13 protein-coding genes and 2 pseudogenes are annotated in these 13,473 nt (G+C 31.2%); all 15 read left to right on the forward strand.

The annotated features are described in order from the left end of the window. Positions 1 to 26 precede the first annotated feature (26 nt). The 15 genes and pseudogenes from thyA (at position 27) to NMU03_RS11075 (ending at position 13,472) form a co-directional block, all read left to right on the forward strand. On the forward strand, positions 27 to 914 hold the full coding sequence (gene thyA / locus NMU03_RS11010) for a thymidylate synthase (RefSeq protein WP_290138350.1): 888 nt from the start codon (positions 27 to 29) through the stop codon (positions 912 to 914). Further along, positions 914 to 1,258 (forward strand): dihydrofolate reductase, encoded by a 345-nt coding sequence (locus NMU03_RS18050; protein WP_435372900.1) that lies wholly within the window; start codon positions 914 to 916, stop codon positions 1,256 to 1,258. Before thyA ends, NMU03_RS18050 begins: the two co-directional genes overlap by 1 nt. Then, on the forward strand, positions 1,219 to 1,389 hold the full coding sequence (locus tag NMU03_RS18055) for a hypothetical protein (protein WP_435372952.1): 171 nt from the start codon (positions 1,219 to 1,221) through the stop codon (positions 1,387 to 1,389). Before NMU03_RS18050 ends, NMU03_RS18055 begins: the two co-directional genes overlap by 40 nt. Then, positions 1,386 to 2,105 (forward strand): lysophospholipid acyltransferase family protein, encoded by a 720-nt coding sequence (locus tag NMU03_RS11020; RefSeq protein ID WP_290138352.1) that lies wholly within the window; start codon positions 1,386 to 1,388, stop codon positions 2,103 to 2,105. The genes NMU03_RS18055 and NMU03_RS11020 overlap by 4 nt, the downstream gene beginning before the upstream one ends. Before the next feature lie 448 nt (positions 2,106 to 2,553). Beyond that, positions 2,554 to 3,452, forward strand: a pseudogene (locus NMU03_RS11025) (virulence RhuM family protein). Positions 3,453 to 4,112: 660 nt separating this feature from the next. Continuing rightward, positions 4,113 to 5,084, forward strand: coding sequence for a hypothetical protein (locus NMU03_RS11030; protein ID WP_290138355.1), 972 nt, complete (start codon positions 4,113 to 4,115; stop codon positions 5,082 to 5,084). Between the two features lie 75 nt (positions 5,085 to 5,159). Next, positions 5,160 to 5,462, forward strand: coding sequence for a hypothetical protein (locus tag NMU03_RS11035; RefSeq protein WP_290138357.1), 303 nt, complete (start codon positions 5,160 to 5,162; stop codon positions 5,460 to 5,462). A gap of 14 nt (positions 5,463 to 5,476) precedes the next feature. Continuing rightward, positions 5,477 to 6,289, forward strand: a complete 813-nt coding sequence (locus NMU03_RS11040; protein ID WP_290138360.1) for an FAD:protein FMN transferase — start codon at positions 5,477 to 5,479, stop codon at positions 6,287 to 6,289. Positions 6,290 to 6,301: 12 nt separating this feature from the next. Then, positions 6,302 to 6,541, forward strand: coding sequence for a TIGR03905 family TSCPD domain-containing protein (locus NMU03_RS11045; RefSeq protein ID WP_290138363.1), 240 nt, complete (start codon positions 6,302 to 6,304; stop codon positions 6,539 to 6,541). Between the two features lie 95 nt (positions 6,542 to 6,636). Continuing rightward, positions 6,637 to 6,945, forward strand: coding sequence for a hypothetical protein (locus NMU03_RS11050; RefSeq protein WP_290138365.1), 309 nt, complete (start codon positions 6,637 to 6,639; stop codon positions 6,943 to 6,945). Between the two features lie 41 nt (positions 6,946 to 6,986). Continuing rightward, positions 6,987 to 9,046 (forward strand): annotated as a pseudogene (gene dnaE, locus NMU03_RS11055) (DNA polymerase III subunit alpha). Positions 9,047 to 9,054: 8 nt separating this feature from the next. Further along, the gene (locus NMU03_RS11060) at positions 9,055 to 10,041 is read left to right on the forward strand and encodes a helix-hairpin-helix domain-containing protein (RefSeq protein ID WP_290138368.1); all 987 of its coding nucleotides are present in this window, start codon (positions 9,055 to 9,057) and stop codon (positions 10,039 to 10,041) included. A 2-nt stretch (positions 10,042 to 10,043) separates the two neighbouring features. After that, positions 10,044 to 12,653 carry a DNA polymerase I gene (polA, locus tag NMU03_RS11065; protein WP_290138371.1) on the forward strand — a complete coding sequence of 870 codons (2,610 nt, stop codon included), beginning with the start codon at positions 10,044 to 10,046 and terminating at the stop codon, positions 12,651 to 12,653. Positions 12,654 to 12,660: 7 nt separating this feature from the next. Further along, positions 12,661 to 13,257 (forward strand): DNA-formamidopyrimidine glycosylase family protein, encoded by a 597-nt coding sequence (locus tag NMU03_RS11070; RefSeq protein WP_290138373.1) that lies wholly within the window; start codon positions 12,661 to 12,663, stop codon positions 13,255 to 13,257. 5 nt (positions 13,258 to 13,262) lie between these two features. Further along, a complete protein-coding gene (locus NMU03_RS11075; protein WP_290138376.1) occupies positions 13,263 to 13,472 on the forward strand; it encodes a zinc finger domain-containing protein in 210 nt (69 codons plus the stop codon). Position 13,473: the final 1 nt, after the last annotated feature.

Below are 13,473 nucleotides of genomic sequence, written 5' to 3' on the forward strand. Positions count from 1 at the left end.
GTTATAATAAGCGAGAGGTGAAAAAAGTGAAACAATATTTAGATATGTGTCAATATATATTAGAACATGGAGAAGATCGTGAAGATCGTACAGGAACGGGAACACGCAGTGTTTTTGGCTATCAGACACGTTATGATTTACGTGAGGGTTTTCCCTTACTTACAACGAAAAAAATGTTTTTAAGACCGATTGCTGAAGAATTATTATGGTTTATTAAAGGTGATACCAATATTAAATATCTTGTTGATAGAAATGTGAAAATATGGAATGAATGGCCTTATGAAAACTTTAAAAAATCACCTGATTTCCATGGTGAAAGTTTAGAAGAATTTATTAGTAAGATCAAAACATTACCTGCAGATGATCCTTTTGTATTAAAGTATGGAGAACTTGGGCCAGTCTATGGTAGACAATGGCGTAATTTTAATGAACAAGGTGTTGATCAGTTACAAAATCTCATTGATTCATTAAAAAACAATCCTTTTTCAAGAAGACATATTGTTAGTGCATGGAATCCTGTGGAAGTTGATCAAATGGCTTTACCACCATGTCATGCTTTCTTACAGTTTTATGTGTCAGCTGATCAAAAGTATTTATCTTGTCAATTGTATCAAAGAAGTGCTGATACATTCTTAGGTGTGCCTTTTAATATTGCTTCCTATGCATTGATGACAGCTATGTTAGCTCAGGTTTGTGGATATGAACCTAAAGAATTTGTGCATACAATTGGTGATGCACATATTTATAAAGATCATTTCGATGTTGTCAAAGAACAAATTTCAAGAGAACCTTTACCACTCTGTCAATTAAAATTAAACCCAGAAATCAAATCATTATTTGATTTTACAATTGATGATATTCATATTGAAAATTATCAAGGTCATGGAAGATTATATGGAAAGGTGAGTGTCTAATGATTAGTATTATTGTGGCTATGGATGATGATCGTTTAATTGGTAAAAAAGATTCATCAAATGGAATGCCTTGGCATAATCCAGAAGACTTAAAACATTTTAAAGAAACAACAATCCATCAAACGATTTTAATGGGTTATACAACTTATCAGGCGATTGGTAGACCATTACCTAATCGTCATACAATCATTGTTAGTTTTGAACCTTTTGAAGACAAGCGTGTGGAAGTCAGAACATCTTTAGAAGAAGTGATTCAAGAATATCAAGCAAGTGGAAAAGATTTATATATTTCAGGGGAGCTTCTATTTATAAACAGTCATTACCATTTGTCGATCAATTATTGATTTCTAGAATTAAAGGAAGTCATGAAGGAGAAACTTATTTTCCTGATTTTGAAGACTATGGCTTTGTTTTAAAAGAAGTGAAACCATTTGAAACATTTGATTTAGAAATATATCAAAGAGGTGTCCAATGAAAAGAATTATATTTTTAGTCATTAGATTAATATATAGAATACCAGGATGGCTAATGACAATACATCGTTATAATAAACATAAAGAAGAAGTGAGTTTTGAAGAAAGATTTGATTTTACACAAAGATTAATTAGAAAAGTGAATGAAAAATCAAGAGTCAATATTCATTGTTATGGTCAGGAGAATTTGCCTGAAGAACAAGGCTATTTAATGGCGCCTAATCATCAAGGATTATTTGATGCCTTGATTTTAATTGGAACACATGATCGACCATTTCGTTTTGTAATTAAAAAAGAATTAATGAATGTTTTTGTATTAAAAGATGTCTTACGTATGATTGATGCTTTAGCCATTGATCGTGAAAATATCAGAGCATCAGTGAAAGTTATTAGACAAGTTTCTAAAGATATGAAAAGTGGTATCAGTTATGTCATTTTTCCTGAAGGAACAAGATGCCGTCAACAAAACAAAATGCTAGAATTTAAGGGTGGAACATTTAAATCTGTCATGGATGCGAAAAAACCAATTGTTCCAGTGGCATTGATTGATTGTTATAAGGTGTTTGATAATAATTCTATCGAAAAGGTAGATGCTCAAATTCATTATTTGCCACCTATCTTTTATGAAGAATATCAAGATATGAGCAGTATGGAAGTGGCTCGTCTTGTTCAATCAAAAGTAGAACAATGTATTTTAGAAAATGAGAATAAATTTTAAAAAAGCGACATTATAAAATATGATGAGGGTTCGATATGTAAATTTCGAATCCTTTTTAAAATTGAATAAGGATAAATATTTGTGCATTATATATTAAACATGTCAATTGCATCATCAAAATTAAAGGGATGAATCAAGGTTTTTATTAATAATTATTGATTATCGAATAATATTTTCAAAGATATCTTTCTCTTGTCAGATTTTATAATACTCAAAAATATAAGTAAAAAAGATTTTTTTGAAGATAGCTAAAATAAGTAGAACTTTGTAAAGCATAAGAAAAATGATACAAATGATAATAAATAAAAGATATAATAGTATTTGAAAAATAAAGGAGGCTTACTGAATGGATAATATTTCAAAAATGATTATTTATACAACCGAAGATGGATTAGTGAAAATAGAAACAACATTTAATGCTGAAACAGTTTGGTTATCATTAGATCAAATGTCATCTTTGTTTCAAAGAGATAAATCCACTATATCAAGGCATATTAAAAAAATTTTTGATGAAGGTGAATTAGTTCGTGAAGCAACTGTTGCAAATTTTGCAACAGTTCAAAATGAGGGAAATAGACAAGTAGAAAGAAATATAGAATATTATAATCTTGATGTTATTATTTCAGTGGGCTATCGTGTGAAATCAAAACGAGGAGTGCAATTTAGAATATGGGCAACTAATCTTATTAAAGAATATATGAGAAAAGGATTTGTGCTTGATGATGATCGTTTAAAAGAATTGGGTGGTGGAGGATATTTCAAGGAGTTGCTTGAAAGAATACGTGATATTCGTGCATCTGAAAAAGTGTTTTATAGACAGATACTAGAAATATATGCAACAAGTATTGATTATGATCCAACTGCTGATGTTTCTATCCAATTTTTAAAAAAGTACAAAATAAGGTTCATTATGCTATTCATGGTGAAACTGCAGCTGAAACTATCTATCATAGAGCAGATGCCAAAAAAGAATTTATGGGACTAACGACTTTTATGGGTAATCAGCCAACATTAAAGGAAGCAAAAATAGCAAAGAACTATCTCAATGAAAAGGAGTTAAAAGCAATGGGGCAACTTGTTTCAGGATATCTTGATTTTGCTGAAAGACAAGCACAGCGTGAACAAGCTATGACAATGGAAGATTGGGCAAAGCACCTAGATAATATTCTCACAGCGACTGGAGAACAATTGTTGGTTGGTAATGGTTCAATTTCTCATCAAAAGGCTATGGAGAAAGATGAAACAGAGTATAAAAAATATAAAGCAAGAACATTAAGTGACGTAGAAAAAGATTATTTAGATGCGATTAAGGAGTTAGAAAATTTGAAGGATAACGATAAGTTTTGAGAAATGTCCTTTGATTGTATTTGTATTGAAAGATAATGAATGGCAAGTATGAATAGATATTATTAAAAATATTCTTATATTCGTGAAAATTATCATATAGATAAGATGATGTGGTATTGACCGCTAGAAATTTAATACAATAAATAGTATTTATTCTTTGTAGTATAAGTATGATAAATTATGAAAATTATAAGATGGCTAGTGAAAAATAGTAAGGTTATAGTAAATAAATTAAAAAAGCGTTATAAAATATGATGAGGATTCGATATGAAAAATTCGAATCCTTTTTCAAATGTTATAAAGAAAAATGTTTGTATATTATACATTAAGCATGTCAAGTACATCATCATGATAAAAGGTATGAATTAAATTTTTTTATCCATAACACTAAATAGCTAAACAGTAAAATTATACGGATTATATATAGTATATTTGTTTAATAGTAAAAAAGAGACATTTCCATATATTTGATTTTATAATACTAAAAAAATTTTCTTACGAATTTTTTCACAAAAGCATTGATAAATTCAAAATAATTTGTATTTGCATCCATGTTTAAAAGAAAAAACTACACGCAAAAGGTAGAAAAAAACTTGATATATAAACGCTTTCAAGCTATAATATATGTAGTTCAAAAAAGGAATGGGAAGGAGATTTTTTATGAACAAATTATTAAAAGTTTTAGCTGCATCTGCTTTAGTAGCAACTGTATTAGTTGGATGTGGTAAGAAAGGTGAAACAGGCGGAGATGCAACAACTGCTGCAAAATATGCAAAAGCAGGTTTAGGAGTTGTTAGTAGCTATTCTGAAGATGGTCAAGTAAATACAACAATGGCTGCAGTAGGATTAGATGCTGACGGTAAAGTTCAATACATTGATATTGATGTTGCACAATCAACACCAGGTGGTGGAGATAAAGAAAAAACTCAAACTAAAAAAGAATTAAAAGAAAAATACGGTATGAAATCAGTTTCTGCTAGCATGGGTGTTATCAAAGATGGTGGAGAATGGTATGAACAAGCTGAATATCTTGAAAATTACTGTAAAGGTAAAACAGCTGAAGAAATCGCTAACATTGAAACTGAAAAACGTGATGAAGAACATACTTCAGTACCAAAATCTGGTTCTGATTTAACTGCTGGATGTACAATGGATATTGGAACATTTAAAGAAGCAATCGCAAAAGCTATCGCTAATGCTCAAGATGCTAATGCTGAAAAAATTGGTATTGGTGAAGTTATGTCAAATGGTGATGCTCAATTAGATACAACTATCGCTTTAGTAGCTACTGATGCCGATGGTAAAGTTGTTTATTCAAAAATTGATGTTGCACAAATCAATAAAGATGTTACAGCTACTAAATCTGAAAGAAAAGATGATTATGGAATGAAATCAGTATCTGCAAGCATGGGTGCTATCGAAGGTGGAGCTGAATGGTATCAACAAGCTGAAGCGTTCGAAAAATACTGTAAAGGTAAAACAGCTGATGAAATTGCTAAAACTGCAACTGAAAAACGTGATGAAGAACATACTTCAGTACCAAAATCTGGTTCTGATTTAGCTGCAGGATGTACTATGGATATTGGTGCTTTCTTAGAAGCTATGTCTGAAGCATTTTCTAGTGCTAAATAATTTAACAACGTGATAAGAAAACCATGAAAAAATTCATGGTTTTTTTCATATTTATTGATATAATGGATAACGGTGATGAAATTGAAAAAAGGAATTTTAGGTTTACTTGCTTTATCAATGTTAAGTTTAACTGTTGGATGTCAAAAGAAATATGAATTAATGAGTCATAATTTTATGGGACCATTTGATACAGTTACGACATATATGTCTTATGCTAATAATGAAGATGATTTTAATGAACAATGTGATTATATTGATGAACAATTAAATTATTATGATCATTTGTTTGATAAATATAGTACATATGATGGTATGAATAATTTAAAAACAATTAATGATAATGCAGGAAAAAAGCTGTTGAAGTTGATCAGACATTAATTGATTTATTAAATGTGAGTATTGAACGTTATCAAACAATTTCTTCTAAAGTGAATATTGCTTTTGGAAGTGTGATTAGTATTTGGCATGATTATCGTGAAGAAGCAGAGGCAAATGGTGGCGTTGGTACAATACCAAGTGATGTAGCACTTGAAAAAGCCAATCAGCATACTAATATACAAAGTATTCAAATTGATGAACAAAAGAAAACAGTGTATATTGATGATGCTTTGGTTTCTATCGATGTAGGAGCAACTGCCAAAGGTTATGCGATTGAACTGATTAAAGATGGTTTAATTGAAAAAGGTGTGGATAATTTCTTGTTAAGTGGTGGTGGTAATGTTGCCAGTCATGGAGAAAGAAAGATTGTTAAAGAAGGAGATTTTTACCTTGATGAATGTGCCAATAAATTCTGTGTTGGTATTGAATCACCTCAAGATGGAAATTATTCAGCAAGTGCAGATGATCCAGATAGTGAAAATGAAGCTGTTTTGGTTGTACAAGGTGAATCCATTGTCACAAGCGGTGACTATCAACGTTTTTATCAAGATATTAATGGTGTGAAATATCATCACTTGATTGATCCTGATACATTATATCCAGCTGTTCATTTTAGAAGTGTCAGCATTATTACTGAAGATAGTGGGTTAGCTGATTTTTTAAGTTCAGCAGTCTTTTTAATGGAATATGAAGAAGGATTAGAATTAATTCATTCATTAGATGGGGTTGAGGCTATTTGGCTATTGGAAGATGGAAAAATCAAAATGTCGGATGGTTTAAAGGATAATGACAATATTTATGTCATTGAAAAATCAAGATTAGAATAGGAGGAATGAAGGATGCAAAGTTATAAAACAAAAGGAACATGTTCATCACGTATTGATTTTGATGTTGTGGATGGAAAAGTGACAGGTGTGAGATTTATTGGAGGATGTGCTGGTAATACGCAAGGTGTGGCACGACTTGTTGAAGGTATGAGTAAGGAAGAAGTGATTGCAAGACTAGAAGGTATTCGCTGTGGAGCGAAACCAACGTCTTGTCCTGATCAATTAGCACAAGCTTTAAAACAAGCTCAATAAATAATATGTATAGAGTACCTTTGATTGAGGTACTCTTTTATATGTTTTGATACTTTTTTATACATTTTTTTCATATGATAAATTAGGTGATAGTTATGATGATACGTAGAATGAAAAAAATGCAGCTATTATGTGGAGTCTTTTTGATATTGCAGTTACTTTGTTTTCAATGGATTATTCCTTTTCATTTATTAGCTGTTTTAGTTAGTTTGATTATTATTTTGAATCAAAGATGGTTTAGAGTCATTCAATTACAATATCATTTTTATTTAATTTTATTATATTTTTATCGTTTGTGGATTTTGAGTATTGAAGGCTTTTATTTTTTAGATTTGATTTATGTGGTGTTTTGTTTATATATTGCGATTATGTTAATTCTTTTCTCTTTTCATTGTATCTTATAATGAATTTTTTTGTTATAATGTAGCATAAAGGAGGCGATAGGATGTTTGGACATTTGCAGATTTATAGTGGTTATAGTTTTCAACAAAGTACAATTTTAATTAAAGACTTGGTTTTTGCTGCAAAGGAAAAACATTTGGATGCCTTAGCTTTAACGGATAAAAATAATATGTTTGCAGCAATGGAATTTAGTGAAGCATGTTTAAAAAATAATATAAAACCTATTTTTGGCATGGAAGCAAGTGTTTTGATTGAAGGCAATATTTATCCATTTATTATTTTAGCTATTGATGATCAAGGATATTTTGATTTGGTGCATATCTGTTGTGAAATTAACTTGAGTCCTGATCGTGCGATTGCGTTAGATAAATTAGCAAAGTATTATCAACATCTTTATATAATTTCAGGATTAGAAGATGGGATTGTGGAACGCCACGTGGCTAAAGAGATGGAAGATGAAGCGATAAAATATATGCGTTTATTTCAAGAACTTTTTCATGATCATTATTATATCATGTTGCAAAATCATCATTTGAAATTACAGGAAAAACTCAATGAACGCATCATGTCTTTAGCGCGTTATGTCAAAGTTAAAGTGATTTGTTCTAATGAAGTACGTTATTTAAAAAAACAAGATGCTTTAGCAGTTGATTTAATGCAGGCATCATTAAGTGGAATGGTGTTAGAAGCCAATTATGAACCATTAACACAGGAAAAATATTTAAAAGATGAACAAGAAATGAAACAATTGTTTTCTCAAGAAATTATTGAAGAAACAAGACATGTTTTATCAACTTGTAAAGCAACCATTCCTTTAAATGAAAAATATTTACCGACTTATCCTGTGCCTCATTCTGGTAAAGCCGTGGATTATTTAAGAAGTTTATGTCATGTGGGATTAAAAAAACGTTTTCAAAATCAACAGATTCCTACATCGTATAAACAACGTCTACAATATGAACTTCAAATTATTCATGATATGGGATTTGATGATTATTTTTTGATTGTCTGGGATTATGTGCGTTGGGCAAAAGTCCAAAAGATACAAGTTGGACCAGGAAGAGGAAGTGCTGCGGAAGTCTGGTGGCCTATGTTTTAGGTATTACGAATATTGATCCACTTCATTATGACTTGTTTTTTGAACGTTTCTTAAATCCTGGACGTGTATCCATGCCTGATATTGATATTGATTTTCAGGATAATCGACGTGATGATGTGATTCGTTATGTTATTGAAAAATATGGACAGGAACATGCTGCTCAAATCGTCACTTTTAATACATATGGGCCTCGAGTTGCTATTAAGGAAATGGGAAAAGTCATGGGTGTTCCTTTACCAAGATTAGAATTAATTGCCAAAATGATACCGACTTCTCCTAAAAATAAAAAAACTATTACACAAATGTATCAATCTTCAGCTCAGTTTCAATCGCTTATTAATCAAGATCAGCGTTTAAAGAAAATTATTGGTGCAACAAGTGTGATTGAACATTTACCACGTAATATTTCGACTCATGCGGCAGGTATTATTTTATCAAAACGTGTTTTAAATGAAGTTGTGCCTTTAGTGATTGGTCCAACTTCAACCTTAATGAGTCAGTATTCTAAAGATTATATTGAAAAAGCTGGATTTTTAAAGATGGACTTTCTAGCTTTAAAAAATTTAACAATGTTAGATTATATTTGTAAAGATATTGAACAGAATCAAAACAAAAGAATTGTTTTAAATGATATTCCTCTTGATGATGAAAAAACATATCGTCTAATTTCAAGAGCAGATACTTTTGGTATTTTCCAGTTAGAATCTTATGGGATGCGTCGTTTATTAAGACAAATGAAACCATATTGTTTTGATGATATTGTGGCTGCGATTGCTCTGTTTAGACCAGGACCAATGGAAAATATTCCAACTTATCTCAAGCGTCGTAGTCATCAAGAAAAAATCGTATATCCTTTAAAAGAACTTGAACCGATTTTAAAATCAACTTATGGAATTATGGTTTATCAAGAACAAATGATGCAAGTTGCCCAAAAAATGGCAGGTTTTTCACTCGCAAAAGCTGATACACTAAGAAAGGCAACTTCTAAAAAGAAACTACCTTGATGTTATCAATGAAAGAAGAATTTATTAAAGGTTGCTTGCAAAATGGTTTTTCTCAAGACAAAGCTGAGGAAGTTTTTGGATTGATTGAAAAGTTTGCGGATTATGGTTTTAATAAATCGCATAGTGTGGCTTATAGCTATGTAGCTTATCAGTTAGCTTATTTAAAAGCCAATTATCCACTTTATTTCTTTGCCTCTATTTTATCTAATGAATTATCAAGTGAAAATACCAAAGTTCATTGTATTCAAGAATGTAAAGCATATCACTTGAAAATATTACCACCATCAGTGAATCATTCCCATGCGCGTTTTATGGTCGAGAATGGCCAGATTCGTTATTCTTTATTAGCAATTAAAAATGTTGGTTATGCAGGCTATAAAGCAATTATTGAAGAACGTCAAAAGGGAATGTTTAAAGATATTTATGATTTTATGATGCGTATGGAACATTCTCATCTTTCTAAAAAAATGTTGGAATCATTGGTGGATGCAGGCGCTTTAGATGAATTTGATATGTCACGTCAGACAATTCTTAAAAATTTAGATGCGATTAGGGATTATGGGCATTTAAAAGAAAATCTAGGGATTGAAGAAAAACCGGTTTTAACGATTTATAAAGATAATCAAGAAGAAAAATTAATGCGAGAAAAGGCTGTTTTGGGTGTGTATTTATCCATGCATCCTCTTGAATTAAAGAAACAAAAAATTAATGTAGCTTATGTGGATGTCTCACGTTTAGATGAATATGTTCAAAAGACAGTGAATGTTGTTATTCAGTTACAACGTGTAAAGAATATTACTGACCGTAAAGGTCAAGAAATGTGTTTTATTGAAGCAATGGATGAAACGGGAAGTTTAGATGGTGTTGTGTTTGCTTCAAGGTACAAAAATATAGGAATGATGTTAAAGAAAGGAAATATTTGTCTTGTTCAGGGAAAAGTAGATATGAAAGATAAATTATCTTTGATAGTGGATAAGGCAAGGGTGATTGAATAGATATGGAAGAATTAGTTTTGATTGATGGAAATTCATTGTTGTTTAAAGCCTATTATGCGACTGCTTCAATGGGAAATTTAATGGTCAACAAAGATGGTATTCCAACCAATGCAGTGTTTGGCTTTGCCAATATGTTACAAAAAATATTAGAACGAGAAAGTGCTTATGTCGTTGTGGCTTTTGATTATGGGAAAAAGACGTTTAGAAATGATTTATTGGATCAATATAAAGCAACCAGAAAAGAAACACCAGATGAATTAAAATGTCAATTTGCGATGGTTCGTGAATTTTTAGATGCCTATCAGATACCTTATTATGAAATGGAAGGATATGAAGGGGATGATTTGATAGGAACATTGTCTAAGTTAGGTGAACAACAAGGATTAAGTGTATCTATCTTTACGGGAGATAAAGATGCTTTCCAACTTGTTTCTAGTCAGACAACAGTTTATCGTACAGTGAAAGGTGTGACACAGCTTGATATTTATACACCTGACACTTTACAGGAAAAATATGGTTTAGCACCTGATCAAATTCGTGATTTTTTAGGATTGATGGGTGATAGTGCTGATAATATTCCAGGTATTAAAGGTGTCGGTGAAAAGACAGCTTTAAAACTACTTCATGAATATGGCTCAATTGAAAACTTAAAGGAACATATGCATGAAATCAAAGGAAAAATGGGTGAAAAAATTCGTGAGAATATTGATTTAGGTCTTCAGTCTAAAAAAATTGCAACGATTTTAAGAGATATTCCGATGACTTTAGATTTAAATCAAGCACGTTATGATGGTTATGATTTTGAAAAATTAAAAGCTTTCTATACGCATTATGATATGAATTCATTATTGAAAAAGATTTCAGTTGAATCACGTGTGGTTCAAAAAGCAGATTTTCATTATGAAATTGTCAAAGAAATGCCACCTATCCAAACCAATAGTAGTATTTTAGGGGCTATCTATGACCAAAATTATCATAAATCCATTGTTTTAGGTTATGCATTATATAATGAAAAACAAGCTTACTTTATCACTTTTGAAGATGCTTTAAAAGATCAGATGTTTTTAGCTTATTTAAAAGATCCACACTATCATAAATACAGTTATAATATCAAAGCTCAACTTTTATCTGCCAAATGGAATGGTATTGATATTCAAGGTATGGATTTTGATTTACAGTTAGCCTCTTACATATTAAACCCAAGTTTAAAAGATGAAATGAAGTATATTGGAGATTATTATGGTTATACGTCTTTACAATATGAAGAAGAGGTTTTTGGTAAAAATGCGAAAAAGCATATTCCTGAATTAGACTTATTAGCCAAACATACAGTTTCTAAAGCCAAAGCTATCTATGATTTAAAAGATCAAGTGATTGAAAAATTAAAACAGGAAGAACAGTATGATTTATACCAAAACTTAGAACTACCTATCACTTATATTTTAGCTGATATGGAATATGTAGGGGCAAAAATTGATGTTGATGTTCTTAAAAAATTGGAACAGACTTTTGACGTACAAATTAAAGATATTGAAGAAGATATTTATACTTTGGCCGATGAAAAGTTTAATATTGCCTCTCCTAAACAATTGGGTGATATCTTATTTGGTAAATTAGGTTTACCAAATGGGAAAAAGACAAAGAGTGGTTATTCAACATCACAGGATATATTAGAAAAAATTGAAGATTTACATCCTATTGTACCATTGATTCAACAATATCGTATGTTGACAAAACTCTCATCAACTTATGTTAAAGGTTTACAAGAACAAGTATTTCCTGATGGCAAGATTCATACCATCTTTAATCAAGCTTTAACACAGACAGGACGTTTATCTTCGATTGATCCTAACTTACAAAATATTCCTGTTCGTCAAGAAGAAGGAAAACTAATTCGTCAAGCTTTTGTAGCGAGTCATGATTATTTGATTTCTTTTGACTATTCTCAGATTGAATTACGTATTTTGGCTCACTTAGCTAAAGTCAAATCATTGATTGATGCTTTCCATCAAAATAAAGATATCCATACTCATACGGCTGCGTTGGTGTTTAAAGTTAAAGATGAAGATGTGACACCACAAATGCGACGTCAAGCAAAAGCAGTCAATTTTGGTATTATTTATGGCATGGGTGAATTTAGATTATCTAAACAAATTGGTGTGAGTTTATCAGAAGCTAGAGAATTTATTCGTCGTTATTTTGAAGAATATCCTGAAATTAAAAAATATATGGAAAATGTGGTTGAGGATTGTAAACGTGATGGCTATGTATCCACTGTTTTAAATCGTAAACGTTATATTCCAACGATTCATGATAAAAACTTTATGGTGCGTGAACAAGCCAAACGTTTTGCGATGAATTCCCCAATTCAAGGAAGTGGTGCGGATATATTGAAACTGGCAATGATTCAAGTGGATCGTTTAATGAAAGAAAAACATTTAAAATCACAAATGATTTTACAAGTCCACGATGAATTGATTTTTGATGTATATAAAGAAGAATTAGATGAGATGATGACCATTATTAAATCTGCGATGGAAAATGCTTTCCAGATGGAAGTGCCATTAAAAGTAGATGGAACTTATGCAACCAACTGGTATGATTTAAAATAGGTGCTATATGCCAGAATTACCAGAAGTCGAAACGGTCAGAAGAACATTAAAAAACTTTATTTTAGACCGTCCTATCTTAGGTATTGATGTCTATTATAATCGTATCATTCAAGGTGACGTTTCACAGTTTATAGAGACTTTTACTGGTGAAGTGTTCTGTGATATTGATCGCGTTGGAAAATATTTGATTTTTAAATGTCAGCATCATGCCTTTGTGTCACATTTACGTATGGAAGGAAAGTTTCATATTGTTGATTGTGACGAACCAGTAACGAAACATACCCATGTTGTGTTTCATATGGATCATCATCAAGATTTAAGATATATTGATACAAGGAAATTTGGGCGCATGGAAATGGTCGATCTTCATGATTATCGTCATCAATTGCCCTTAAAGAAACTAGGGCCTGAACCCTTTGATATCACAAGTGAAACGTTGTATAAACGTCTGCATCATTGTTCATTACCGATTAAAACAGCATTGTTAGATCAAAGTATCATGTGTGGTATTGGTAACATTTATGCTAATGAAATCTGTTTTTATATGCATATCGATCCCCGTACCAGAGCTTCACGTTTATCCAAAAAAGAGTGGATGAATTAAGGCAAGTGGCGATAGATGTTTTAAATTCAGCCATTGAACAAGGTGGAACAACGATTCATTCCTTTGATGCAAATGGGATTCATGGATTATTTCAGGTCAAACTTAAAGTACATGGGCAAAAAGAATGCCCTGATTGTCATCATGAGATTAAAAAAATCATGGTGCATCAGCGTGGGACTTATTTTTGTCCACAATGTCAAAAGAAACGTTATTAGA

Origin of the sequence: Allocoprobacillus halotolerans (assembly GCF_024399475.1) — a bacterium.
Lineage (GTDB): Bacteria > Bacillota_I > Bacilli_A > Erysipelotrichales > Coprobacillaceae > Allocoprobacillus > Allocoprobacillus halotolerans.

Coding starts and splice junctions, on each gene's coding strand:
- NMU03_RS18050 (WP_435372900.1), top strand. CDS start 914: ATGATTAGTATTATTGTGGCTATGGATGATGATCGTTTAATTGGTAAA.
- NMU03_RS11020 (WP_290138352.1), top strand. CDS start 1,386: ATGAAAAGAATTATATTTTTAGTCATTAGATTAATATATAGAATACCA.
- NMU03_RS11030 (WP_290138355.1), top strand. CDS start 4,113: ATGAACAAATTATTAAAAGTTTTAGCTGCATCTGCTTTAGTAGCAACT.
- NMU03_RS11035 (WP_290138357.1), top strand. CDS start 5,160: ATGAAATTGAAAAAAGGAATTTTAGGTTTACTTGCTTTATCAATGTTA.
- NMU03_RS11045 (WP_290138363.1), top strand. CDS start 6,302: ATGCAAAGTTATAAAACAAAAGGAACATGTTCATCACGTATTGATTTT.
- NMU03_RS11050 (WP_290138365.1), top strand. CDS start 6,637: ATGATGATACGTAGAATGAAAAAAATGCAGCTATTATGTGGAGTCTTT.
- NMU03_RS11060 (WP_290138368.1), top strand. CDS start 9,055: ATGAAAGAAGAATTTATTAAAGGTTGCTTGCAAAATGGTTTTTCTCAA.
- polA (WP_290138371.1), top strand. CDS start 10,044: ATGGAAGAATTAGTTTTGATTGATGGAAATTCATTGTTGTTTAAAGCC.
- NMU03_RS11070 (WP_290138373.1), top strand. CDS start 12,661: ATGCCAGAATTACCAGAAGTCGAAACGGTCAGAAGAACATTAAAAAAC.